Here is a 23,365-nt window from a genome sequence, read left to right as displayed (position 1 = left end):
ATGGAAACCCGAGCGCATCATGTGTTGATTGGCCTGTGCACCGTGCTGGTGGTGGCCGGCGCCCTGCTCTTCGGCCTGTTCCTGGCCAAATCCAGCGTCGACACCGAGTTCAAGGATTACGAGGTGGTGTTCAACGAGGCGGTCAGTGGCCTGTCCAAGGGCAGTTCGGTGCAGTACAGCGGGATCAAGGTCGGCGACGTGGTCAGCCTGCGCCTCGATCCGCAGGACCCACGGCGGGTGCTGGCGCGGATTCGTCTCGGCGGCGACACGCCGGTGAAGGAAGACACCCAGGCCAAACTGGCGCTGACCGGGATCACTGGCACGTCGATCATCCAGCTCAGCGGCGGCACGCCGCAGAGCCCGACCCTCAAGGGGCATGACGGCAAGCTCCCGGTGATCATCGCGTCGCCCTCGCCCATCTCGCGGCTGCTCAATGACAGCAACGACTTGATGAGCGGCATCAGTGCCCTGCTGCACAATGCTAATCAGATGTTCTCCGAGGATAACGTCGAACGCGTCAGCAGGACCCTCGCCCATCTCGAACAGACCACCGGCACCATCAACGATCAGCGCGGCGACATTCGCCAGGCCATGCAGCAACTGGCGAGCGTCGGCAAACAGGCCGGCAGCATGCTCGAACAGACCTCGGCGTTGATGCGGAACGCCAACGGCCTGCTCAACGATCAGGGCAAACAGGCGCTGGGCAGCGCCGAGCAGGCAATGAAGTCGCTGGAAGACAGCAGCGTCACCATCAATGCGTTGCTGAACAAGAACCAGAACTCCCTCGACAGCGGCATGCAGGGCCTCAACGGCCTGGCGCCGGCGATCCGCGAACTGCGCGAAACCCTGTCTTCGCTGCGGGCCATTTCCCAACGTCTGGAGGCCAACCCCAGCGGTTACCTGCTGGGCAGTGACAAGAACAAGGAGTTCACGCCATGAAGCTGACCCGCCTCGCCCTCCTCGCCACTGGCCTTACGCTGATCAGCGCGTGCACGATCTTCCCCGAATCCGAGCCGCTGGACGTCTACCGCTTGCCGGCAGCACAGGCGCCCGCCTCGCGCGGTTCGGCGGCGACACAGCAGTGGTCGCTGCGCTTGAACAAGTTGCAGGCCAGCGAAGCGTTGAACCGGCCGACCATCGCGGTGATCCCGCAGGGTGACGTGATCAGCAGCTACAAGGCTTCGCGCTGGAGCGATCCGGCGCCGGTATTGCTGCGCAATCGGCTACTCGATGGTTTTCAGCGCGATGGCCGGGTGACGTTGCTGAGCACCGATGACAGCAACTTTCAGGCGGATCTGGAGCTGGGCGGGAATTTGCAGGCGTTTCAGACCGAGTATCAGGGCACCCAGGCCAGCGTCGTCGTGCGCCTCGATGCGTTACTGGTGCGCGGCTATGACCAGCGAATCCTGGCCAGTCGCCGGTTTGAAGAACGTCAGCCGCTGAGCGATGTGCAAGTGCCGGCGGTGGTCGCCGGGTTTGGCCAGGCCAGTGATCGTCTCACCGCCGAAGTCGTCGCGTGGGCCGTGGACCAAGGTCAGAAACTGGCCCCCCAAAGACCCTGAGCTCGACACAATCCCTGTGGGAGCGGTGGCGGTGTGTCAGTCACCAGAGGTTCTGGATGTGCTGCCCTCATCACTGGCAAGCCAGCGCCCACAGGGGTCTCTATCAGCCGAAGAACCAGTAGCACACGGTGATGGCGCCGATCACGCCGGCCAGTTCCGCCAACAGCGCGCAACCCACGGCATGCCTTGCGCGCTGAATCCCCACCGCACCGAAATACACCGCCAGCACATAGAACGTCGTCTCGGTACTGCCCTGCACCGTCGCCGCGACGAGCGCCGGGAAGCTGTCCACGCCGGAGGTCTGCATTGTCTCGATCAGCATCGCCCGCGCAGCACTGCCGGAGAACGGTTTGACCATCGCTGTGGGCAGCGCATCAACGAAGCGGGTGTCCCAACCGGCCCATTCGACCAAATGGCGAATCCCGTCGAGACCAAAATCCAGCGCCCCGGATGCGCGCAATACGCCAACGGCGCAGAGCATCGCGACCAGATACGGCAGCAGGTTCTTGGCAACGTCGAAGCCTTCCTTCGCGCCTTCAACGAAGGCCTCGTAAACCTTCACTTTGCGTAAAGCACCGATCACCAGAAACAGCATGATCAGCCCGAACAACGTGAGATTGCCGAGGATCGACGAAAGCCCCGCCAGCGCCGTGGCCGACATTGTCCCCAGCAGTGCCATGAACGCGCCGAGGATCAGCGCGCCGGGAATCAGATACGCCAGCACCACCGGGTCCCAGATCCGCAGACGCTGCATGAAGGCTACCGACAGGAAGCCGACGATGGTCGAGCAACTGGTCGCCAGCAGAATCGGCAGGAACACCAGGGTCGGATCCGGCGCGCCTTGCTGGGCGCGGTACATGAAGATCGTCACCGGCAGCAGGGTCAGGGAGGAAGCGTTGAGCACCAGGAAAAGGATTTGCGCGTTGCTGGCGATGGTCGCGCTGGGGTTGAGTTCCTGCAACGCCTTCATGGCCTTGAGGCCGATCGGCGTGGCGGCGTTGTCCAGACCGAGACCGTTGGCGGCGAAGTTCAGGGTGATCAGGCCGAGGGCCGGGTGGCCGGGCGGAACCTCAGGCATCAACCGCAGAAACAACGGCCCCAACACCTTGGCCAGCCAGTCGACGATCCCGGCCTTCTCGGCAATGCGCAGGAAACCCAGCCACAGGGTGAGCGTGCCGAACAGCAGCACCATGACCTCGACCGAGAGCTTGGCCATGGCAAAAATGCTTTCCACCATCGCCGCAAAAATCCCGGCATTACCGCCGACCAGCCACTGCACCAGCGCCGACACGGCTGCCACGATGAAGAAGCCAAGCCACAGGCCATTAAGCATCAGTCAAATCCCCCGGAAGATGCGGCGAATGATAACGGGGTCGCCAGAAACGACAAACCCCGGATTTCTCCGGGGTTTGTTTATAACGGCTGGCGGTGATCCCTGTGGGAGCGGGCTTGCCCGCGATGGCGGTGTGTCAGTCAACAAAGATGTTGAATGTGCTGGCCTCATCGCTGGCAAGCCAGCTCCCACAGGGTCTTGGATTACTGCTTGGAAATCTCGCCGGCCGGCAGTTTTTCCTTGCTGCGCCAGTGCGGCAGGGAGTTCCAGTAGCGCTCGCCCTTGGCGTCGTCGTACATGCCTTCCCAGCGGGAGATAACCAGCACGGCCAGAGCGTTGCCGATCACGTTCAGCGCGGTACGGGCCATGTCCATGATGCGGTCGACACCGGCGATGAACGCCAGGCCTTCGAGCGGAATACCAACGCTGCCCAAGGTCGCCAGCAGCACCACGAAGGACACGCCCGGTACGCCGGCGATGCCTTTGGAGGTGACCATCAGGGTCAGTACCAACAGCAGTTGCTGACTGATCGACAAATCGATGCCGTACAGCTGGGCAATGAAGATCGCGGCGATGGACTGGTACAGGGTCGAACCGTCGAGGTTGAACGAGTAACCGGTCGGTACCACGAAACTGCAGATGGCTTTCGGCGCGCCGTAGGCTTCCATCTTCTCGATCACGCGCGGCAGCACGGTTTCCGAGGAGGCGGTGGAGTAAGCCAGTACCAGTTCGTCCTTGAAGATGCGCATCAGCTTCAACACCGAGAAGCCAAACAGCTTGGCGATCAGGCCCAGCACCACAAAGGCGAAGAAGGCGATGGCGACGTAAACCAGGATCACCAGTTTGGCCAACGGTACCAGGGAAGCGAAGCCGAAGTTGGCCACGGTAACCGCGATCAGTGCGAATACGCCGATCGGGGCGTAGTTCATGATCATGTGGGTGACTTTGAACATGCTTTCCGAGACGCCCTGGAACATCTTCACCAGCGGCTCGCGCAGGTCCGACTGCAGGCTCGACAGACCGAGACCGAACAGCACGGAGAAGAAGATGATCGGCAGCATTTCGCCGCGGGCCATGGCCGCAAAGATGTTCGACGGGATCAGGTTGAGGATGGTCTCGATGAACGCGTGTTCATGCTGTACTTCGGCGGCAGTCGCCTGGTACTTGGAAATGTCCACCGTACCCAAGGTGCTCATGTCGATGCCGGTACCCGGATGGAACAGGTTGGCCAGCACCAGACCGACGACGATGGCGATGGTGGTAACGATTTCGAAATAGATGATCGTCTTCAGGCCGATACGCCCGAGTTTCTTGGCGTCGCCCACGCCGGCGATGCCAACGATCAGGGAAGAGATGACAATCGGGATCACGATCATCTTGATCAGACGGATAAAGATATCGCCTGCCGGTTGCAGGACGTTGCTGATCCACCAGGCCTTCTCGGCACTGAAATGGTTGAGCAACGCGCCGATTGCAATCCCCAGAACCAGACCGATGAGGATCTGCCAGGCGAGGCTAATTCTTGCCTTCTTCATTATCTTTACCCTTACTTGCGTTTGACTCAGGCACATGCAGGAACTGGAACGCTTTTTAGCGGAAAAGTCTGTGCATCTGCCTCCGTATAAGGTGCCCCGAAGCGCGTATTGACGGCTCTTCGGCAGGCGAAAAAAGGCGCAACTATTCCGATGCAAGGTTGCGCCGTCTAATGCCGTAAACGCCTACCCTATGCCGAATCGGCATGAGCTTTTTTAAATGAAACTGGCGTCCCAACCGGTTCGATTGTGACATTTCGGCCGGCATAAGTGCCGTGAACCGGCCATCGCAGCGTAAATTGATTATTTTTTGAGCGAGGAATTTCGACGGAAATTTCAGGAAAAAGCCTACATATCGAGACCCGAAGTCCGACTGTTTAAAAGGTCTCTTTCTCGATATACGGTCGCCAGGAAACACCGCGTAATGTTTTCGCGCGCAGTGTGGGCGATAAAAAGAAGGGGCTGAACGCTCTGGATCAAGGTTTTGCTTGAATGAAAGCTTGGCGCAAGCCCGTCGAACCCCTTTGGATTGACGAACTTGCGGCAGCTTTTACCCTGACCCGGCCCTTGCGCAGGCACTCCCTGTACCCGTAGGTCACTCCGACTCTGTAGCAGTCAGAACGTCCCGGCCCCCTGGTCATGCGCCGACCGTCATCGGGTGGGCGCAATAGAGGGCAGCGCAGGCGCTGCCCTCATGTTCAAACTCAGTACCACTTCGGATCTTTTTTCAATGTTTCCATCAACAGATCCTGCATGCCCTGATCAGGCTTGCCGAAGAACCTGTAAGTGGCATGTCGCGTTGGCGACTTGTCGGACGGCAGACCTTCGGGCACATCAACCAGCATGCCGTAGGCATCGTCCTTGTCGAAGCTGAACGCAACGATCAAGCGGTGATTGAGGCACTTGTCTGCATTTTCGCAGAGCGGGCCAACAAGGTATTTGTCGCCATCTTCTTCCACGGCATTCATCTGCTGTTCGGAAGTGCCGGACAGGTTCATCACCCATTCCGGCAGGCGTTCTTCCTTCTTCACCACGCCTTGCCAGGTTTCCCTGTACTGCGAGTCGGAACTTAACAGTTCGTTGACCCGCGCCTGGCCGTCGTTGGCCGCCATCGCCATGGCACTACCGCCCAGAAGCAGGGCGGCTGCCAGTGTCTTCGAAACGCTCATCGTCAACCTCGGCCGCGACGGCCCATGAAGAACGACACAACGAACATCACCAGGAACACGACGAAGAGAATCTTGGCGATACCCGTGGCGGTGCCCGCGATACCACCGAAGCCCAGTACCGCAGCGATGATGGCAATGATCAAGAATGTGATTGCCCAACTCAACATGGTGATTCTCCTTACTTCTCTATTTAGGGATGTTGCGTGTTCCGGCGCATCGCGCCCGAATCCGGTTAATTCAATTAAAAGACCCAGCGCTCTTCACGCGGCAGCTGATCCATTGGCTGCGCCTGGTCGACGTCCATCATGCGCATCGAAGCGCTCTCGGCCGCAGTGTTGCTGACGGCACTGAAGTGCTTCTGCGTGCTGTGCTGGATCGAGATCAGCGGCTCAGGCTTCTGGCTGTTTTCCCAGCTCAGGTATTGCTGACACGCGATCAGGGTGATCAACAGCGCGAGCACGCCAAACAGACCTTGCTGGATATGCAGAGGCGAGATACGCATTTGGGCGGCACATTGGCGAGTCATCCTGGGTTCCTCACGCTTATTCGGTTGGGGCAGTTCTGATCTGCCCGGGATGAACAAGGTATTGCAGCCTGCATGCCAGTTTTTTATCTAAAAAATAATCAATAAAATCAATAGCTTACATTGCACTGAGGAAATCCGCGGGACGCATCCTGCACGATGCAGCATCTGCGGTCGTGCGCATTGCACGATTTTGTCGTAGGTGAATTCATTCTTATGGAATTGAGAGCAGGGCGCAGATGTCAGAAAAGTACGCAGGTAAATGCCTGCAAGGCAGTGATTGTTTAAAAATTCAACAAAATCAGTGGATTAGCCGTAAAGGCAGGAGAGGGCTACCCTCCTATGGCTGGCATCGTTCAGAATCAACCATGCAACTTGCCCGATTTTTCCGGGACTAACTCAAGATCAATCACTATGGAGCGTAGGAAAAATGGAATCTGCCACTGAGCAACAAGGCCGCATTCTGCTGGTGGATGATGAATCCGCCATCCTGCGAACTTTCCGCTATTGCCTCGAAGACGAAGGCTATACGGTGGCCACCGCCAACAGCGCGGCTCAGGCCGAGGCACTGCTGCAACGTCAGGTCTTCGACCTGTGCTTCCTTGATTTGCGTCTTGGCGAAGACAACGGCCTCGACGTTTTGGCGCAGATGCGCATTCAGGCACCGTGGATGCGAGTGGTGATCGTCACCGCCCACTCGGCTGTCGACACGGCCGTGGATGCGATCCAGGCCGGCGCCGCCGACTACCTGGTCAAACCGTGCAGCCCGGACCAATTGCGGCTGGCGACTGCCAAGCAATTGGAAGTGCGCCAACTCTCGGCGCGTCTTGAAGCGCTGGAAGGCGAAATCCGCAAGCCCAAGGACGGCCTCGATTCCCATAGCCCGGCGATGAAAGTCGTCCTGGAAACCGCGCGGCAAGTGGCGGGTACCGATGCCAACATTCTTATTCTTGGCGAATCCGGCACCGGTAAAGGTGAGTTGGCCCGAGCGATTCACGGCTGGAGCAAACGCGAGAAGAAATCCTGCGTGACCATCAACTGCCCGTCGCTGACCGCCGAGTTGATGGAAAGCGAGTTGTTCGGTCACAGTCGCGGGGCGTTTACCGGCGCCAGCGAAAGTACTTTGGGTCGAGTCAACCAGGCAGACGGCGGCACACTGTTTCTCGACGAGATCGGCGATTTTCCCCTGACTTTGCAACCCAAGTTGCTGCGCTTCATTCAGGACAAGGAATACGAGCGGGTAGGTGACCCGGTGACTCGCCGCGCCGATGTGCGGATTCTGGCGGCGACCAACCTCAACCTCGAAGACATGGTGCGCGATGGTCGCTTCCGTGAAGACTTGCTGTATCGCCTCAACGTCATCACCTTGCACCTGCCACCGCTGCGCGAGCGGGCCGAGGACATTCTGACGCTGGCCGATCGCTTCCTCGCGCGCTTCGTCAAAGAGTACGCACGCCCGGCGCGCGGTTTCAGTGACGAGGCCCGTGAAGCGCTGCTCGGCTACCGTTGGCCAGGCAACATTCGCGAGCTGCGCAACGTGGTCGAGCGGGCGAGCATCATCTGCCCGCAGGAACGGGTGGAGATCACTCACCTGGGCATGGCTGAGCAGCCGGCCAACAATGCGCCACGCGTCGGTGCCGCGCTGAGCCTGGATGAGTTGGAGAAAGCCCACATCGGCGCAGTACTCGCCACCGCCGGCACTCTGGATCAAGCCGCGAAAACCCTGGGCATCGACGCCTCGACGCTGTATCGCAAGCGCAAGCAGTACAACCTGTGAGTGCCCGACGATGAAACTGGCGATGAAGTTGCGGACCCGGTTGTTCCTCAGCATTTCCGCGCTCATCACCGTGGCCCTGCTTGGGCTGTTGCTCGGGCTGGTCAGCGTGATGCAGATGGCCGGCACTCAGGAAACATTGATCCGCAACAACTTTGTCACCCTCGACCTGGGGCTGAAACTGCGCCAGACCCTCGGCGATCAGCTGATCATGATGCTTGCCGAGAAGCCTGACCCGGAGGCGTTCGAAGCGTCCAAACAACATTATTTCCAGTTGCTTGACGAAGGCATTGCTCAGGAGGAGAAGGGTGATGGCCGTCATTACGGGTTCTCGCAGGCCAAGTCCGATTACCTGAAGTTTCTCCAGGTGTTTGATCAGTCCCGTGACCCGGGTTCAGCCCTGAGTGGCAACAGTGACCTTCGTGAGCGTTTCAATACCTTGCGCAATGGCTTGATCGCCGAGCACAAGCACGCGCTCGACAACATTAATTCGGTGCAGCACGCGGCCCGCGACCGGGCGTTGCTGATTGCGAGCCTGCTCGGGTTGGTCGGGCTGGCGGTGTTGATCATCGGGTTCATTACCGCGCACGGGATTTCCCGGCGCTTTGGTGCGCCCATCGAGGCGCTGGCCAAAGCGGCCGATAACATCGGCCAGGGCAATTTCGAAGTGACGCTGCCGATCTCCTCGGCGATGGAAGTGAATTTGCTCTCGCGCCGGTTCGGGCTGATGGCTGAGGCGCTGCGCGAGCATCAGGCCACTAACGTCGATGAGCTACTGGCCGGTCAGCAACGCTTGCAGGCGGTGCTCGACAGCATCGACGACGGCTTGTTGATGATCGACCGCCAAGGCCATCTCGAGCACCTCAACCCGGTCGCCCAGCGCCAATTGGGCTGGGACGACGACCGTCTCGGCCAGGGCTTGGGCAGCGCACTTGAGCGGCCGGAACTGGATGAGCAGCTGCAACTGGTGTTGCGCGGCGGCACGCTGGAGCGGGCGCCGGAAGACTTGAGTATCGAGGTCGATGGCGAGTCGCGCCTGCTGACTTATAGCCTGACGCCGGTCAGCCACACTCAAGGTCACATTCTTGGCGCGGTGATGGTGTTGCACGATGTCACCGAGCAAAGAGCCTTCGAGCGGGTGCGCAGCGAGTTTGTGCTGCGCGCGTCCCATGAACTGCGAACGCCGGTCACCGGCATGCACATGGCTTTCGGGCTGTTCCGCGAGCGGGCGAAGTTTGCGCCGGAGTCCCGTGAGGCCGACCTGCTCGACACCGTCAACGAAGAAATGCAGCGCCTGATGCAATTGATCAATGACTTGCTCAACTTCTCGCGTTACCAGAACGGCTTGCAGAAACTGACGCTCGCGCCGTGTTCCATCGAAGATTTGCTGGCGCAGGCGCAGTTACGCTTTGCCGATTTGGCGGCGGAAAAAGGCATCGATTTGACTGTGGAAGTACAAGGGCCTTTGCCACGCTTGCAGGCTGACCAGGCGCAGCTTGATCGGGTGCTCGACAACCTTATCGATAACGCCTTGCGCCATACCGCCCGGGACGGCCAGATCCGTTTGCAGGCACGTCGCCATGGCGAGCGGGTGATCATCAGCGTCGAGGATAATGGCGAAGGCATTGCCTACGGCCAGCAAGGGCGGATCTTCGAGCCGTTCGTTCAGGTCGGGCGCAAGAAGGGCGGGGCCGGGCTCGGCCTGGCGCTGTGCAAGGAGATTGTTCAGTTGCATGGTGGACGGATGGGCGTTTATTCGCGGCCGGGGCAGGGCACGCAGTTTTATATGGCTTTGGCGGTTTAGGCTTCGTCATCCATCCGGCGCCCTGCAATTCGCCGTCCGCGGGTGATCAGTTCAATGAACTGCACTGCACTCAGGGCATGGGCGAACAGCCAGCCCTGACCGAACTTCACGCCTTCGCTGCTGAGCAGTTCGGCCTGCGATTCCAGCTCGATCCCTTCGGCAATCACCTTAAGATCCAGGGCCTGCGCCATGTGAATGATGTGCGGAGCGACGCCGCTGCTGGCGGCGTCATGGCCGAGCGCGTCGATGAACGCCTTGTCGATTTTCAGGCAATCCACCGGCAGGGTTTGCAGGTAGGCGAGGCTGCAATAGCCGGTGCCGAAATCGTCGATCAGCACTTGATGGCCCAGATCGCGCAGCGCTTGCAGGTTATCCCGAGCGACCACCACATCAATCAAGCCGCGCTCGGTGACCTCGAAGGCAATCTGCTTGGCTGCCACTCTGTGCAAGGCCAGCAGCCGCGCCATGACCGGGCCGATGCGCGGCACCATCACGTCGCATGCGGCAAGGTTGACTGAGATATACAGCTGCGGATTGGCGCGCAACACTGGCCCCAATTGCTCCAGTAGGCGTTGAAGGACAAAGTCGGTCATCTGGCGAATCTGCCCGGTATTTTCCGCCATCGGGATAAACAGGTCCGGGCTGGTCAATGTGCCGTCCGGACGGCGCCAACGCAGCAAGGCTTCAGCGCCGACGCAGTTGCGGCTGTCGAGGTCGAAGATCGGTTGATAGAGCACTTGCAGTTCGCCGCGGCGGATGGCGCCGTGCAGTTCGGCATCCAGTGACTGGCGCTGGCGCACCAGCAAAAATATGCAGAACCCCACGACAGCGCCCAGCACCAGGCAGGCCGGGACTATCCACCACCAGATGGTGGGGATCTGCATGCCGGTGCGCGGTGTGATCAGCACCAACTGATATTCCGGGTTGTCGGTGGGCATGCGGTAGATCAATCGATTCTGGGTGACTTGCAGGGCGTCGCGGCTTTTTGGCGGCCAGGGTTCCGCTGGTGGCCATGTCTGCGCAGTGCCGAGCACCGGAATGGCGCGGGAGCCGTGGTCCAGCACTACCAGCAGGCTGCTGCCGGGCGACAGGTCGACCATGTCGGTCAAATGCCCGCGTGATGTAGCCACACGAAAATTGCCGCGCCCAAGCATCAATGCTGCGCGGTTTTCGTCGGGTTCGGTTGTGGTGTTCAGCCAGTAGCTGTAGGTCGGGCCTTTGATGTCCGGCGCGCGGTTAACCGACAGACCCTCTTCGCGCGGACGATTGGAGCAGACTCGCGAGGCGTCCATATAAGCCGCTTCATAGACGAAGCGATAGTTGAAGGTGACTTGCCGCAGCGTGGCGATCATCTCGTCGTCACAACTGCGCAACGGCTGGGCTTCGAGGTCGTCGAGGCTTTCGCGTAGTTGTCCGAACAACTGCTCGAGCCGGGCGAGAAAGCGTTCGCCCTGAGCGTTCATTACCTGGCTTTCACTTTGTTCGACCTGGCGCATCGCCACGAACATCGCGCCGCTGAATAACAGGCCTGCACTGAGGACGGCCGCGATCATCGCCAAAAACCCTGGGCGATAAAACCAGCTACGCAGCGTCGCTCGGGTAGCAACCATCATGGAATATCCGAAGAATTACCAATGAGTTATAGCTGCTGATTGGAAGTTCGCCCTGACCGTCGGGCGGGCGTCATTATTTTGTCTGATTTAGAACCAGCAGCAACGCCGCCGTTTGCGCGTCCGGGGTGCCGTCAAACCGCGAAGGACGGAAGTGCATCTGGAACGCGGCGAGGACGTGGCGCGTCGCGACGTCCAGCTCGCCAGTTTGCGGCGTCTCATAGCCCAGATGGGCCAACTGCGCCTGAAACCAGCTGATGCTTGGCAGCTCGCCGCTGGTGAACAACGCTTGCTGGCGCGCTACGGCCTTTTCGTTCGGCCACGCGCCCAGACCTTCGGCGGCGAGACGCTTCCACGGGAACAGTGGCCCTGGATCAAGCTTGCGCAGGGGCGCGATGTCGCTATGACCGATGATGTGCTGCGGGCTGATGCCGTTGCGCTTGCTGATATCTTTGAGCAGAACGATCAGCGCTTGAATCTGCGCTTCGCTGTAGGGATACCACAGGCGCCCGGTTGGGGTGTCTGTGAAACCAGGGTTGACGATTTCGATACCGATGGAGCTGGAGTTGAGCCAGGTGCGGCCCTGCCATTGGCTCTCACCGGCGTGCCAGGCGCGCTGGTTTTCGTCCATCAGCTTGTAGACAGTGGCGCGCTGGTCGTCACCGATCAGGTAGTGGCTGCTGACCTCACCGTGGGTCAGCAACTGCAGCGAACGCTCGAGGGAAGCCGAGGTGTAATGCACGACCACGAACTGGATACGGCTGTCGTAGTTGGCGGAAGGATGGCTGGTGTCATAACGCGGACCGCTGGCACAACCGGCCAGAACGAGTAGCGACGCGAGGAGGGCAAAAAATTTCATGGCAGAGGGCAATTACACAAGACAGTAATGCAACAGTGTAACGTACTGCCTTGGGTCCAGACGGTCAGCGAGCGGATTTAAACAAAATGGAACAAATTATCAGCCCAGCTCAACTCGATTGCGCCCGCCATTTTTAGCCCGGTATAGCGCCTGATCGGCTCTTTTAAGCACCAGATCGCTGTGTTCTCCTGGCTTGAACGATGCCAGCCCCATGGAAATCGTGATCGTCACCCGTTCACCCTTGAAATGGAACGGGCACGCTTCGATCGCTGCGCGCAGGGTTTCCAACATTTTTGCACCGACCGCTGGCGGGGTGGCCGGCATCAGCAGAACGAACTCTTCGCCGCCGAAACGTGCGATGAAATCTGAACCGCGCAGGCGTTTGCGCAACACCGTGGCAATGATCTTCAGGACTTTGTCACCGGCCAGGTGGCCGTAGTTGTCGTTGATTCGCTTGAAGTGATCAAGGTCGAGCATTGCCAGGCTCAGTGTGTTGCCGTGCTGCTGCCATTGCTTGATCTCATGCTCGAGACGTTCGCTCCAGGCCGCGCGGTTGGGCAGGCTGGTGAGCGGATCGATAAGGGCCTTCTGGCGTTGCTCTTCAAGGTGTTCGCGGAAGCCCTGGGCTTCTTGCTCCATGTGCGCCACGCGCTCGGAGAGACCTTTGAGGCGCGTCGCGACTTCCTGTTCCCGGGCATCGCGCTGCTTCTGATGTTGATCCATGGTGCCGAGCAAGCCTTCGAGATGATTTTCCAGCACCTGCTTGAGGTCATCCAGGTCGGCAGCCTCCTGGACACTGGTCTGCAAGCCGTCGACTTGCTCCCGGATCTGCGTGTCCATCGCCCGCGCCGCCGAACTGTTGTCGGCATGGCCTTCGCTGGCGGCTTGCAAATTGCTCTGGAACGCCTCGAGGCGTTCGTTGAGTTGCTGCAGATACGCTTCGAATTCGTGCTGACCACTGTCGGTAATCGCCAGCATCAACGTCGCCAGATCGTCGAGGATCGGGATCAGTTCGTACCAGTTCAAGCCATGCTTGAGCCGCTCGCGCATGGCTTCGGCTTGTGGGCGATGTCGTTCGGGCAGGGTCAGGTCGTCGAGCAGGCCGATCAGCGTGTCTTCGATGTGTTTGGCCACGGAGCTGTAGGACGGCTCCGGGGAATCCGGCAGGGCGAAGAGGATGTCGTGCTCGGATTGCTCCGGATCAATCGCCGCCAGTGCTTGAGCGATGGGCGGCGGCAGGGGCAGGGTGTCGAGGAACAGCGGCTCTGGATCGCCGGGGTGGATCAATTCGTCGGGGTTGAAGGCGACAGGTAAAACAACTGGCGTCGGAGCAGGTGCTGGAGCGGTTTCGGGCTCGGGCTCGGATTCGACTGCGTCTGCTTCAGGTGCAGCTTTGATCACTTCGCTGGTCACCGTTGGCGGCACGAAGGTCGTTATTTGCGGTTCGCGCTGAGGCGCAAGCGCAGGTGTCTCGGAAATCGCGGTTGGCGCGGCGTCCAGGGTAACGGCAGCGGCCGCCGGTGGCTCAGTGACTGCGACAGGCTCTGGGGCGGGTTCGTCTGCAGGTGCAGGTGCAACTGCCGGTTGTGCCGTCGGCGCAACTTGAGCTTGCGCCGTCGGTTCCGGCGCCTCCTCGCTGTCTCGGCTGCCGAAAAGCCTTTGCAGCAACCCCGGCCGGCCAGGTTCGGCGGGTGTCTCCACCTGACTCAACGCCTTGCCCTGCAGGCCGCTGAGTTCACCCAGCAGCAGCGGCAGTTCCCTGGCCTGACCGACACGGCCATCCAGTTGTTTGGCAAATTTCTTCAGGGGCTGGGCGACTTCCCGTGGCAGCGGCAACGCTTGCAGCTGAGTCACCAGCGCGTTCAGTGCAGTGCTGACCTGATCGATCCGGGTTTCGCGACGCTGTTCGGAGTCGAGCACGGCTTTTTCCAGGCGTGGCAACAGGGCGGCGAGGCCGGCATCCATGTTGTCGGAGCGCACCACGTCGCGCATTTCTTTCATGCATTGATCAACGACGCGGTCGGTGCCCTCAGCGGCCAGCGTGCTGCGCACCAGGCCTCGGCGCAGCAGGTCGAGCCTTGCGGCCCAGCGACGTTCGAGTTTGTCCTGTTGTTCGATGCTTTTGAGGTATTTCTCTTTCCAGCGCTGGGCTTCGTCGCTCATTCAGGGGTTCCGCGAGGGGCAGGACTCAACGCGGGCAATGCATCGGCCGTGAGCGAACCCGGCAGACGAATCTCTACCGCGACCGGCAGGTGATCGGAAATCGGTTGTGCCAGCACTTCGACCTTTTCCAGGGTCAGGGTCGGGCTGAGCAAAATATGATCAAGGCAGCGCTGAGGACGCCAGCTGGGGAATGTCGCTTCCACCTGCGGGGCCAGCAGGCCGAGATCGCGTAACGGCGACTGTTGTAGCAGATCGCTGGCATGGGTGTTCATATCACCCATCAATATCTGATGTTTGTAGCCACCGATCAAATCACGAATATAGGCCAGTTGCAGGCTGCGCGTTCGCGCTCCAAGGGCCAAATGCATCATCACCACCACCAGCGCTTCCGGGCCTTCGCCGAAGCGCAGCAGGATCGCGCCGCGACCTTTTGGGCCGGGCAGCGGATGATCCTCGATCGCCCACGGCTTGAGACGACTGAGCACGCCATTACTGTGCTGGGCCAGTCGACCGAGGTTGCGATTGAGTTGTTGATACCAATAGGGGAAGGCGCCGAGATGGGCCAGGTGTTCGACTTGATTGATGTAGCCCGAGCGCAGGCTGCCGCCATCGGCCTCCTGCAACGCGACCAGGTCGAAGTCGCCGAGCAGGTCGCCGATCTTCTGCAGATTGCCTGAGCGCCCGGTGTGCGGCAGCAGGTGCTGCCAGCTGCGGGTCAGGTAGTGCCGGTAACGCTCGGTGCTGATACCGACCTGAATGTTGAAACTGAGCAAGCGCAGACGATGATCCGCTGGCAGGCCCGTGGACGCCAGGTGATGCTCGTTGACTTGCGGATCATGCAAGCCAACGATGCGTTCGGTCTTCCAGCGGCGCATGGCGGTTGCCGCGCTTAGTTGGCAGCAGCCTTGTTGGTGGCTCGCTCTTTGGCAACCAGTTGGTCAGCCAGTTTCAGCGCTTGCTCGGCACCACCGGCGGAGCCGATGTCGAAGCGATATTTGCCGTTGACGATCATGGTTGGCACGCCGGTGATTTCATACTTCTTGGCCAGTTCGCGAGCCTTTACGATCTGACCCTTGATGGCGAAAGAGTCGAAAGTGGCGAGGAACTTGTCCTTGTCCACGCCTTGAGTGGCGAGGAAGTCAGCCATGTCGTTCTTGTCGATCAGCTTCTTGTGCTGCTTCTGGATCGCTTCAAACACAGCGCTGTGAACCTTGTGTTCAACACCCATAGCTTCCAGCGTCAGGAACATCTGGCCGTGAGCGTCCCATGGGCCGCCGAACATGGCTGGAATACGCACGAAGTTGACGTCGGATGGCAGTTTTTCAACCCACGGATTGATCACTGGCTCAAAGGAGTAGCAATGCGGGCAGCCGTACCAGAACAGCTCTACCACTTCGATCTTGCCAGGCACGGCAACCGGCACCGGATTGCTCAGCTCTACATAAGGGGCGGCAGGGGCTTCAGCGGCCTGGGCAGTCACGCCGAACAGGCTGGCAGCGACGAGGGCGGCGCTGATGATCAGATTACGCATGCTTTACTCCTGGACAAATTGGGTCGCCTCGCGCGACCTGTTCTCAGACAGGCCTTGGCGGGCATGAGTTCTGTAGTGTAACGGCAGCGGCCACAAAAAAGGGCGGCCAAAGCCACCCTTTTTATACTTGCTGCGACGGATTAATCGAGCGTTAACGTTGCGCGAGATGTCCGTTGCAGCCAGGGCTCTTAGTGCAGGCCCTGAATGTAGCTGGAGACCGCGGCGATGTCTTCATCACTCAGGCGCTTGGCAATGGTCTGCATGGTCATCGTGTCACCATCGTTGGTACGGCCGCCTTCTTCCTTGCGGAAATCGGTCAGCTGTTTGGCGATGTATGAAGCGTGTTGGCCACCCAGGTGCGGGAAGCCGGCAGCAGCGTTGCCGCTGCCATTGGGCGAGTGGCAACCGGTGCAGGCTGGCAGGCCCTTGGTCAGGTTGCCACCACGGAACAGGGCTTCACCGCGCGCCACAAGCTTGGGATCGGCGGCGCCGACGCTGCCTTTCTGGCTGGCGAAGTAGGCAGCCATGTCGGCCAGATCCTGATCGCTGAGGTTGGTCAGCAGACCAGTCATTTCCAGAACTACGCGCTTGCCCGACTTGATGTCGTGTAGCTGCTTGGTCAGGTAGCGTTCACCTTGACCGGCCAGTTTTGGAAAGTTTGGCGCCATGCTGTTCCCGTCCGGGCCATGGCAGGCTCCGCATACAGCGACTTTCGCCTGACCTGCTGCGGCATCACCTGCAGCATGGGCGAAGCCAGTTATTCCCACGGTCAACAGCAGACTCACGATCAATTTGTTCATCAGCTAATCCAACTACGGCTAAGGGTTAAGAGTTATGGACCGGGCTTACTCGCTCATCCACAGGATGATGGCTTGGTAATCCTCGGCACTGCAGTCCATGCACAAACCACGCGGCGGCATCGCCTTGAAACCCTGGGTCACGTGTTGCACCAGCGTCTCCATACCTTTCGCCAACCTCGGCGTCCAAGCTGCCTGATCGCCTCTTTCGGGCGCCATGGGTAGTTGGCCGGAATGACAGGCACTACAAACACGGTTGTACACGGCTTCCGGATCCTGTGTAGCCTGTGCGCTGCAAAGCGGCATCAAGACTCCGGCAGCCAGCAGCCATTTAAACGACCTTTTCAGGGTTGAGAGCGTTTTGCGTTCTAATGCGCAATCAAGGTCTGTCGCTCTCGTAAACTTCGTCCTTCGCTGGGACAAAGCACACACAAAATCTGCGGCATTATATACTGGCGTCACTGAAACGGAAGCGACACCGCGTTCCGCGCCCATTCCCGGCGCCGCCCACATCGGAAATCCCATGCAGCTCAAAAATCCCATCCTCGGCCTGTGCCAACAGTCCACGTTCATGCTCAGTGCCGCCAAAGTCGATCAGTGCCCCGACGACGAAGGCTTTGAAGTGGCATTTGCCGGTCGTTCCAACGCCGGCAAATCCAGCGCGCTGAACACCCTGACTCACGCCAGCCTGGCGCGTACCTCGAAAACTCCGGGTCGCACACAGCTGTTGAACTTCTTCAAGCTAGACGAAGATCGTCGTCTGGTCGACCTGCCGGGCTACGGTTATGCAAAAGTACCGATCCCGCTGAAGATGCACTGGCAGCGTCACCTTGAGGCTTACCTGGGTGGCCGCGAGAGTTTGAAGGGTTTGATTCTGATGATGGACATCCGTCATCCAATGACCGACTTCGACCTGCTGATGCTCGACTGGGCGGTTGCGGCCGGCATGCCGATGCACATTCTGCTGACCAAAGCGGACAAGCTGACCTACGGCGCAGCGAAGAACACGCTGCTCAAGGTTCAGGCGGAAATTCGTAAGGGTTGGGGTGATCTGGTGACTATCCAGCTGTTCTCGGCGCCGAAACGCATGGGCCTGGAAGAGGCCTACACTGTGTTGGCGGACTGGATGGAATTGGCAGACAAGGGCGCCGAAACGGCGTCTGAGTAAAAGGATTTCAAAATCGTCTGTGGTGTCTTGCGTAGCACCACAGCCGATTTTTGGGCAAAAAAAGCCCCGGATTTCAGTGGGGAGGGAGAAATTCCGGGGTTTAAGTTCCGAACCGCTAGGGCGGGGTTCAGATATCTGCCAACACTTAACACAACATAGGAGCATTGAAGGGCTTCACCAGCCATTCAGTAACTCTGAGTAGCGAGCTGCAAGATTAGTTCAGATTTTTTTCAAAAAGCTTTGGAATAAGCCCAAGCGCTATTCGGACTAAGCACCTTCCAACGGGTCTGCCGCGGCGCAAAGCCGCAGCAAAACCAGCTCAAAATGGCTTAGTGCGCCTCATCCCAGTTATTGCCCACACCCACTTCGACCAGCAGCGGCACATCCAGCTTCGCCGCTTCGCTCATGTGCTGACGAATTTCGGCGCTGACCTGATCGACCAGATCCTCGCGAACCTCCAGCACCAGTTCATCGTGCACTTGCAGGATGACTCGCGCGTCCAGCCCGGATGCCGTCAGCCAATTATCCACCGCGACCATGGCTTTCTTGATGATGTCGGCTGCCGTGCCTTGCATCGGCGCGTTGATTGCCGTGCGTTCAGCGGCAGCGCGTTCCTGCGGCTTGTTGGAGTTGATTTCCGGCAAGTACAGGCGACGGCCGAAGAACGTTTCGACATAACCCTGATCCGCAGCCTGCGCGCGGGTGCGATCCATGTACTCGCGAACGCCCGGATAACGCGCAAAGTAGGTGTCGATGTAAGCCTTGGCGGTCTTGGTGTCGACGCCAATGTCCTTGCCGAGTTTCTGTGCGCCCATGCCGTAGATCAGGCCGAAGTTGATCGCCTTGGCGCCACGGCGCTGGTCGGAAGTCACTTCGTTGAGCTCGACCTTGAACACTTCGGCAGCGGTGGCGGTATGCACATCCAGATTGTTGCGGAAGGCGTTCATCAAGCCTTCGTCCTTGGACAGGTGGGCCATGATCCGCAGTTCGATCTGCGAATAGTCCGCCGCCAGCAGTTTGTAGCCTTTTGGCGCGACGAAGGCCTGACGGATGCGTCGGCCTTCAGCGGTACGCACCGGAATGTTCTGCAGGTTCGGATCGCTGGAGGACAGGCGCCCGGTCGATGCCACGGCCTGATGGTACGAGGTATGGACGCGCCCGGTGCGCGGGTTGATCTGCTCCGGCAGGCGATCGGTGTAGGTGCTTTTCAGCTTGCTCATGGAGCGATGCGCCATCAGCACTTTCGGCAAGCGGTGATCGTCCTCGGCGAGTTTTGCCAGCACTTCTTCGGCAGTGGACGGCTGGCCCTTGGCGGTTTTCTTCAAAACCGGCAGGCCGAGTTTTTCGTAGAGAATCACGCCGAGCTGCTTGGGCGAGCCCAGGTTGAACTCTTCCCCAGCGATTTCGAACGCTTCACGCTCCAGCGCGACCATCTTGTTGCCCAGCTCAATGCTCTGGATACCGAGCAGCTCGGCATCGACGAATGCGCCCTGGCGTTCGATGCGCGCCAGCACCGGTACCAATGGAATCTCGATGTCAGTCAGCACGCTGGCCAGGCTTGGAATGGCGCTGAGTTTTTCGAACAGCGTCTGGTGCAAACGCAAGGTGATGTCGGCGTCTTCGGCGGCATACGGCCCGGCCTGTTCCAGCGCGATTTGATCGAAGGTCAGTTGCTTGGCGCCTTTGCCGGCGATGTCCTGGAAACTCACGGTGGTGTGGTCCAGGTACTTCTGCGCGAGGCTGTCCATGTCGTGGCGGGTGGCGGTGGAGTTGAGCACGTAGGACTCAAGCATCGTGTCGAAGGCGACGCCGCGCACGGTGATGCCTTCGTTCTGATCGCCGCCGATGGCGCAGTTGGCCAGAATGTTCATGTCGAACTTGGCGTGTTGGCCGACCTTGAGTTTGTTCGGGTCTTCGAGAATCGGCTTGAGCGCGCGCAGTACGGTGTCGCGATCCAGTTGCTCCGGCACGCCGATGTAGGAGTGGGTCAACGGAATGTACGCCGCTTCGTTGGCCTGCACCGCGAACGACAGACCGACAAGCTGCGCCTGCTGCGCATCGATACCCGTGGTTTCAGTGTCGAAGGCGAACAGTTTGGCGTTCTTGAGTTTTTCCAGCCAGACGTCAAAACGCGCCTGATCGAGGATGGTTTCATAAGCAGCTTCAGCCGGAGCGGTCGGAGCCTCGGCCTCTGGCGCGCTGAACAGATCACCCGCCGGCTCAGGCGCCGCAGCGCTGCTCAGCTCCAGGCGTTTGGCGTCGCGATCGAGATCGTTGATCCAGCTTTTGAATTCCAGCAGCGTGTACAGCTCGTAGAGCTTGGCCGGATCTTCGGCGCGCATCTGCAAATCGTCGAGTTCGACGTCCAGCGGCACGTCGATCTTGATGGTCGCCAGTTGATAGGAGAGGAAAGCCATCTCCTTGTGTTCTTCGAGCTTGGCCGGCAGGGTCTTGGCGCCGCGAATCGGCAGGGTCGGCACGATGTCGAGCTGCGCGTACAGCTCGGTCAGGCCACCGTTGACGCCGACCAGCAGGCCGGATGCGGTTTTCGGGCCGATGCCGGGAACGCCCGGAATATTGTCGGAAGAGTCGCCCATCAGCGCCAGATAATCGATGATCTGCTCCGGAGCGACGCCGAATTTCTCCTTCACGCCCTCCACGTCCATCGAGCTACCGGACATGGTATTGACCAAGGTAATGTGGCCATCGACCAGTTGCGCCATGTCCTTGTCGCCGGTGGAGATGATCACCGGGCGATCCGCCGCCGCACTGCTGCGGGCCAGCGTGCCGATCACATCGTCGGCCTCGACGCCTTCCACGCACAGCAGCGGGAAGCCGAGGGCGATCACGCTCTGGTGCAGGGGCTCGATCTGTACGCGCATGTCGTCGGGCATGCTCGGGCGGTTGGCCTTGTATTCGGCGTACATCTCATCGCGAAATGTGCCGCCCTTGGCGTCGAAAACCACAGCGAACGGACTGTCCGGGTACTGTTTGCGCAAACTTTTGAGCATGTTCAGCACGCCCTTGACCGCACCGGTCGGCAGACCTTTGGAGGTGGTCAAAGGAGGCAGGGCGTGGAAAGCGCGGTACAGGTAAGACGAACCGTCCACCAGGACGAGGGGGGCTTGGCTCATGAGCAGAATCAACCTTTTCGGCGGGCCCGGCGCTAGAATAGCGGGACCGTTGACGACAAAGGGACAAGGTTATCATGCGTACGTTAAATCGCTTGCTGCTGGTCGGGTTGATTGCTGCTTCACCATTGGCCGCGATGGCGGCGGATGATGCGCCGACGGGGGACCCCGAAGTTACCATTCGCACGGAAGGCGACAAGACCATTCAGGAGTATCGACAAAACGGTTTCCTGTATGCGATCAAAGTCACGCCGAAGGGCGCACCACCGTACTTTCTTGTGCGCGCAGACGGGACGGATGCGAACTTCATTCGCTCGGATCAGCCGGATATGCTGATTCCGTCGTGGAAGATTTTCGAATGGAAGTAGTCTCTTAATTTTAATCGGCGCCGCGTTGATCGCGGCGCCCGAACTGAGCAGTTTTTAACCATGTCTGTGTTCACCCCCCTGGCTCGGCCCGAGCTGGAAACCTTTCTCGCCCCTTACGGGCTTGGCCGTCTGCTTGATTTCCAGGGGATTGCCGCCGGCAGCGAAAACACCAATTTCTTCATCAGCCTGGAGCAGGGCGAATTCGTCCTGACCCTGGTCGAACGCGGCCCGGTGCAGGAGATGCCGTTCTTCATCGACCTGCTCGACGTGCTGCACGAAGCCGATCTGCCGGTGCCGTACGCACTGCGCACCATCGACGGCGTGGCGTTGCGTGAACTCAAAGGCAAACCGGCATTGCTGCAACCGCGTCTGGCAGGCAAGCACATCAAGGTCGCCAACGCCCAGCATTGCGCGCAGGTCGGCGAGTTGCAGGCGCATCTGCACCTGGCGACCCAGGGCGAGCACATGATCAAGCGCAAGACCGATCGTGGCCTCGACTGGATGCTGGAGGAGGGCACCGAGCTGCTCTCGCACCTGAGCGATGCGCCGCGCGCATTGCTGCAAAAGGCGCTGGATGAAATCACTGCGCGCAAGGACAAGATTCTCGCGCTGCCACGGGCGAATATTCACGCCGACCTGTTTCGCGACAACGCGATGTTCGAAGGCACGCATCTGACCGGGCTGATCGACTTCTACAACGCCTGCTCGGGCCCGATGCTCTATGACGTGGCGATTGCGTTGAACGATTGGTGTTCGGACGATGATGGTCTGATCGATGGCCCGCGTGCCCGTGCTTTCCTCGGCGCCTACGCGGCGCTACGGCCGTTTACGGCGGCAGAGGCTGAGTTGTGGCCGACCATGCTGCGAGTGGCGTGTGTGCGGTTCTGGCTGTCGCGGTTGATCGCGGCCGAACAGTTTGCCGGGCAGGACGTGTTGATTCACGATCCGCAGGAGTTTGAGCAGCGCCTGGCGCAGCGGCAGATGGTTAGCATTCATCTGCCTTTTGCCCTTTAAAAGCTTCGCGAGCAGGCTCGCTCCCACAGGATTTCATTAATCCTTGTGGAAGCGAGCCTGCTCGCGAATGGGGGCAACACGAATGCCGGGGTTACAACGACTCCAGGCACCCCGCCAAATCATTGCCCAACTTCTCCAGCACCTGCTCATACCCCTGAGCCGTCGCCGGGGTGTAACCGCCCAATGCATCCAGTTCCGCCAGTTTCACCGGCAGGCCGGCGACCAGTGTTTCCGCCAGACGCGGGCGCAATGGCGGCTCGCTGAACACGCAGGTCTTGCCCACTTCCTGCAAACGCTTGCGCATCGCAGCGACGTGCTGGGCCCCCGGCTGCACCTCGGCCGCCACGCTGAACACGCCGGTATGCTTCAAGCCGTAAGCGTCTTCGAAGTAGTCGAACGCTTCGTGAAAGACGAAGTACGGTTTGCCTTCAACACTGGCCAGACGCTTCTTCAAACGCAGATCCAACGCATCAAGACGCTCATCGAAAGCCTTGGCGTTACTTTGATAGCGCTCGGCATTCGCCGGATCAGCTGCACTCAAATCAGCGGCCATTTTGTCGGCAATCACCCGCGCGTTCACCGGCGATAACCACAAGTGCGCATCCAGCGTGCCCGGACGGTGATCGTGGTCATGATCGTCGGCTTCTTCGGCGTGGGAATGACTGTCTTCAGCGAAATGGCGCAGTTTCATCCCCGGCAGATCCTGCACCGCAACGCTCGGTAGCGTACGACCGTTCAGCACGCGAGGCAGGAAACCTTCCATGCTCGGGCCGACCCAGTAGAGCAGATCCACCGATTGCACCTTCCGTACGTCGGATGGACGCAGCGCATAGTTGTGCGGCGAGGCACCCGGCGGCAGCAATACCTCGGGAATCGTCACGCCGTCCTGCACGGCTGCGGCAATCAGCTGCAGCGGTTTGATGCTGGTGAGCACTTTGACCTCGGCCTGAGCCGAACCGATCAACAGGAAACTGGCGACAAACGCCACAAAAACAGAAAAAAGTCGGGACACGATGACCACTCAAGG

Annotated in this window: 21 protein-coding genes; 7 read left to right on the top strand and 14 right to left on the bottom strand. The window is 59.8% G+C overall.

Features of this window, described 5'->3' with window-relative positions; all coding sequences use genetic code 11:
* The gene (locus tag AB4P92_RS15120; RefSeq protein WP_047299189.1) at positions 1-939 is read left to right on the top strand and encodes an MlaD family protein; all 939 of its coding nucleotides are present in this window, start codon (positions 1-3) and stop codon (positions 937-939) included.
* Positions 936-1,562, top strand: a complete 627-nt coding sequence (locus tag AB4P92_RS15115) for an ABC-type transport auxiliary lipoprotein family protein (RefSeq protein ID WP_395597824.1) — start codon at positions 936-938, stop codon at positions 1,560-1,562. Before AB4P92_RS15120 ends, AB4P92_RS15115 begins: the two co-directional genes overlap by 4 nt.
* Before the next feature lie 103 nt (positions 1,563-1,665).
* Here the strand turns inward: AB4P92_RS15115 and AB4P92_RS15110 are convergent, their stop codons facing one another.
* The 5 genes from AB4P92_RS15110 to AB4P92_RS15090 all read right to left on the bottom strand — a co-directional run bounded on the left by AB4P92_RS15110 (position 1,666) and on the right by AB4P92_RS15090 (position 6,122).
* On the bottom strand, positions 1,666-2,895 hold the full coding sequence (locus tag AB4P92_RS15110) for a nucleoside recognition domain-containing protein (RefSeq protein ID WP_042556940.1): 1,230 nt from the start codon (positions 2,893-2,895) through the stop codon (positions 1,666-1,668).
* A gap of 203 nt (positions 2,896-3,098) precedes the next feature.
* A complete protein-coding gene (gene gltP, locus AB4P92_RS15105) occupies positions 3,099-4,430 on the bottom strand; it encodes a glutamate/aspartate:proton symporter GltP (protein ID WP_042556941.1) in 1,332 nt (443 codons plus the stop codon).
* Positions 4,431-5,131: 701 nt separating this feature from the next.
* Complete coding sequence (locus AB4P92_RS15100; protein ID WP_395597823.1) at positions 5,132-5,596, bottom strand: inhibitor of vertebrate lysozyme family protein; 465 nt, start codon at positions 5,594-5,596, stop codon at positions 5,132-5,134.
* A 2-nt stretch (positions 5,597-5,598) separates the two neighbouring features.
* Positions 5,599-5,763, bottom strand: a complete 165-nt coding sequence (locus tag AB4P92_RS15095) for a DUF1328 domain-containing protein (RefSeq protein WP_042556943.1) — start codon at positions 5,761-5,763, stop codon at positions 5,599-5,601.
* Between the two features lie 74 nt (positions 5,764-5,837).
* Entirely contained in the window at positions 5,838-6,122 is a 285-nt protein-coding gene (locus tag AB4P92_RS15090) for a hypothetical protein (protein ID WP_395597822.1), read from the bottom strand.
* A gap of 427 nt (positions 6,123-6,549) precedes the next feature.
* On the opposite strand from AB4P92_RS15090, the gene algB reads away from it, so the two are divergent.
* Together algB and AB4P92_RS15080 are read left to right on the top strand one after the other, a co-directional pair.
* Positions 6,550-7,896, top strand: coding sequence for a sigma-54-dependent response regulator transcription factor AlgB (gene algB / locus AB4P92_RS15085; protein WP_042556945.1), 1,347 nt, complete (start codon positions 6,550-6,552; stop codon positions 7,894-7,896).
* 10 nt (positions 7,897-7,906) lie between these two features.
* The gene (locus AB4P92_RS15080) at positions 7,907-9,697 is read left to right on the top strand and encodes a KinB sensor domain-containing domain (protein ID WP_042556946.1); all 1,791 of its coding nucleotides are present in this window, start codon (positions 7,907-7,909) and stop codon (positions 9,695-9,697) included.
* On the opposite strand, the gene AB4P92_RS15075 is transcribed toward AB4P92_RS15080, so the two are convergent.
* From AB4P92_RS15075 to AB4P92_RS15045, 7 genes are all read right to left on the bottom strand, one after another.
* The gene (locus AB4P92_RS15075; protein ID WP_395599675.1) at positions 9,694-11,307 is read right to left on the bottom strand and encodes an EAL domain-containing protein; all 1,614 of its coding nucleotides are present in this window, start codon (positions 11,305-11,307) and stop codon (positions 9,694-9,696) included. The two genes, AB4P92_RS15080 and AB4P92_RS15075, sit on opposite strands and share 4 nt — an antisense overlap.
* A 76-nt stretch (positions 11,308-11,383) precedes the next feature.
* Positions 11,384-12,166, bottom strand: coding sequence for an N-acetylmuramoyl-L-alanine amidase (locus AB4P92_RS15070; protein ID WP_395597821.1), 783 nt, complete (start codon positions 12,164-12,166; stop codon positions 11,384-11,386).
* Positions 12,167-12,265: 99 nt separating this feature from the next.
* Positions 12,266-14,329 carry a diguanylate cyclase gene (locus tag AB4P92_RS15065; RefSeq protein WP_395597820.1) on the bottom strand — a complete coding sequence of 688 codons (2,064 nt, stop codon included), beginning with the start codon at positions 14,327-14,329 and terminating at the stop codon, positions 12,266-12,268.
* Positions 14,326-15,204 (bottom strand): endonuclease/exonuclease/phosphatase family protein, encoded by an 879-nt coding sequence (locus AB4P92_RS15060; RefSeq protein ID WP_115147887.1) that lies wholly within the window; start codon positions 15,202-15,204, stop codon positions 14,326-14,328. The genes AB4P92_RS15065 and AB4P92_RS15060 overlap by 4 nt, the downstream gene beginning before the upstream one ends.
* 14 nt (positions 15,205-15,218) lie before the next feature.
* Positions 15,219-15,860: a thiol:disulfide interchange protein DsbA/DsbL gene (locus tag AB4P92_RS15055; protein ID WP_042556951.1), complete on the bottom strand. Its 642-nt coding sequence runs from the start codon at positions 15,858-15,860 to the stop codon at positions 15,219-15,221.
* Positions 15,861-16,048: 188 nt separating this feature from the next.
* On the bottom strand, positions 16,049-16,660 hold the full coding sequence (locus tag AB4P92_RS15050) for a cytochrome c (protein ID WP_042556952.1): 612 nt from the start codon (positions 16,658-16,660) through the stop codon (positions 16,049-16,051).
* A gap of 45 nt (positions 16,661-16,705) precedes the next feature.
* Entirely contained in the window at positions 16,706-16,963 is a 258-nt protein-coding gene (locus AB4P92_RS15045) for a cytochrome c5 family protein (protein ID WP_042561931.1), read from the bottom strand.
* Between the two features lie 217 nt (positions 16,964-17,180).
* Between AB4P92_RS15045 and yihA the strand changes: the two genes are divergently transcribed.
* Positions 17,181-17,825 (top strand): ribosome biogenesis GTP-binding protein YihA/YsxC, encoded by a 645-nt coding sequence (yihA, locus tag AB4P92_RS15040; protein ID WP_150595860.1) that lies wholly within the window; start codon positions 17,181-17,183, stop codon positions 17,823-17,825.
* Positions 17,826-18,154: 329 nt separating this feature from the next.
* Here yihA and polA read toward each other — a convergent pair whose 3' ends face one another.
* The gene (gene polA, locus AB4P92_RS15035) at positions 18,155-20,959 is read right to left on the bottom strand and encodes a DNA polymerase I (protein WP_395597819.1); all 2,805 of its coding nucleotides are present in this window, start codon (positions 20,957-20,959) and stop codon (positions 18,155-18,157) included.
* A 74-nt stretch (positions 20,960-21,033) separates the two neighbouring features.
* Between polA and AB4P92_RS15030 the strand changes: the two genes are divergently transcribed.
* Both AB4P92_RS15030 and AB4P92_RS15025 read left to right on the top strand, forming a co-directional pair.
* A complete protein-coding gene (locus tag AB4P92_RS15030; protein WP_042556955.1) occupies positions 21,034-21,324 on the top strand; it encodes a DUF2782 domain-containing protein in 291 nt (96 codons plus the stop codon).
* A gap of 60 nt (positions 21,325-21,384) precedes the next feature.
* The gene (locus AB4P92_RS15025) at positions 21,385-22,338 is read left to right on the top strand and encodes a homoserine kinase (RefSeq protein WP_042556956.1); all 954 of its coding nucleotides are present in this window, start codon (positions 21,385-21,387) and stop codon (positions 22,336-22,338) included.
* 91 nt (positions 22,339-22,429) lie between these two features.
* Here the strand turns inward: AB4P92_RS15025 and AB4P92_RS15020 are convergent, their stop codons facing one another.
* On the bottom strand, positions 22,430-23,350 hold the full coding sequence (locus tag AB4P92_RS15020) for a zinc ABC transporter substrate-binding protein (RefSeq protein ID WP_395597818.1): 921 nt from the start codon (positions 23,348-23,350) through the stop codon (positions 22,430-22,432).
* Between the last annotated feature and the right edge of the window lie 15 nt (positions 23,351-23,365).

It is taken from the genome of Pseudomonas sp. A0308, from assembly GCF_044218815.1.
GTDB lineage: Bacteria > Pseudomonadota > Gammaproteobacteria > Pseudomonadales > Pseudomonadaceae > Aquipseudomonas > Aquipseudomonas iridis.
Note: the sequence above shows the minus strand (reverse complement) of the source record. Positions and strands in the feature narration are given on the sequence as shown.

Coding starts and splice junctions, on each gene's coding strand:
- yihA (WP_150595860.1), top strand. CDS start 17,181: ATGCAGCTCAAAAATCCCATCCTCGGCCTGTGCCAACAGTCCACGTTC.
- AB4P92_RS15080 (WP_042556946.1), top strand. CDS start 7,907: ATGAAACTGGCGATGAAGTTGCGGACCCGGTTGTTCCTCAGCATTTCC.
- AB4P92_RS15045 (WP_042561931.1), bottom strand. CDS start 16,963: ATGCCGCTTTGCAGCGCACAGGCTACACAGGATCCGGAAGCCGTGTAC.
- polA (WP_395597819.1), bottom strand. CDS start 20,959: ATGAGCCAAGCCCCCCTCGTCCTGGTGGACGGTTCGTCTTACCTGTAC.
- AB4P92_RS15065 (WP_395597820.1), bottom strand. CDS start 14,329: ATGAGCGACGAAGCCCAGCGCTGGAAAGAGAAATACCTCAAAAGCATC.
- AB4P92_RS15110 (WP_042556940.1), bottom strand. CDS start 2,895: ATGCTTAATGGCCTGTGGCTTGGCTTCTTCATCGTGGCAGCCGTGTCG.
- AB4P92_RS15120 (WP_047299189.1), top strand. CDS start 1: ATGGAAACCCGAGCGCATCATGTGTTGATTGGCCTGTGCACCGTGCTG.
- AB4P92_RS15115 (WP_395597824.1), top strand. CDS start 936: ATGAAGCTGACCCGCCTCGCCCTCCTCGCCACTGGCCTTACGCTGATC.
- AB4P92_RS15060 (WP_115147887.1), bottom strand. CDS start 15,204: ATGCGCCGCTGGAAGACCGAACGCATCGTTGGCTTGCATGATCCGCAA.
- algB (WP_042556945.1), top strand. CDS start 6,550: ATGGAATCTGCCACTGAGCAACAAGGCCGCATTCTGCTGGTGGATGAT.
- gltP (WP_042556941.1), bottom strand. CDS start 4,430: ATGAAGAAGGCAAGAATTAGCCTCGCCTGGCAGATCCTCATCGGTCTG.
- AB4P92_RS15050 (WP_042556952.1), bottom strand. CDS start 16,660: ATGAACAAATTGATCGTGAGTCTGCTGTTGACCGTGGGAATAACTGGC.
- AB4P92_RS15100 (WP_395597823.1), bottom strand. CDS start 5,596: ATGAGCGTTTCGAAGACACTGGCAGCCGCCCTGCTTCTGGGCGGTAGT.
- AB4P92_RS15075 (WP_395599675.1), bottom strand. CDS start 11,307: ATGGTTGCTACCCGAGCGACGCTGCGTAGCTGGTTTTATCGCCCAGGG.
- AB4P92_RS15090 (WP_395597822.1), bottom strand. CDS start 6,122: ATGACTCGCCAATGTGCCGCCCAAATGCGTATCTCGCCTCTGCATATC.
- AB4P92_RS15025 (WP_042556956.1), top strand. CDS start 21,385: ATGTCTGTGTTCACCCCCCTGGCTCGGCCCGAGCTGGAAACCTTTCTC.
- AB4P92_RS15095 (WP_042556943.1), bottom strand. CDS start 5,763: ATGTTGAGTTGGGCAATCACATTCTTGATCATTGCCATCATCGCTGCG.
- AB4P92_RS15055 (WP_042556951.1), bottom strand. CDS start 15,860: ATGCGTAATCTGATCATCAGCGCCGCCCTCGTCGCTGCCAGCCTGTTC.
- AB4P92_RS15070 (WP_395597821.1), bottom strand. CDS start 12,166: ATGAAATTTTTTGCCCTCCTCGCGTCGCTACTCGTTCTGGCCGGTTGT.
- AB4P92_RS15030 (WP_042556955.1), top strand. CDS start 21,034: ATGCGTACGTTAAATCGCTTGCTGCTGGTCGGGTTGATTGCTGCTTCA.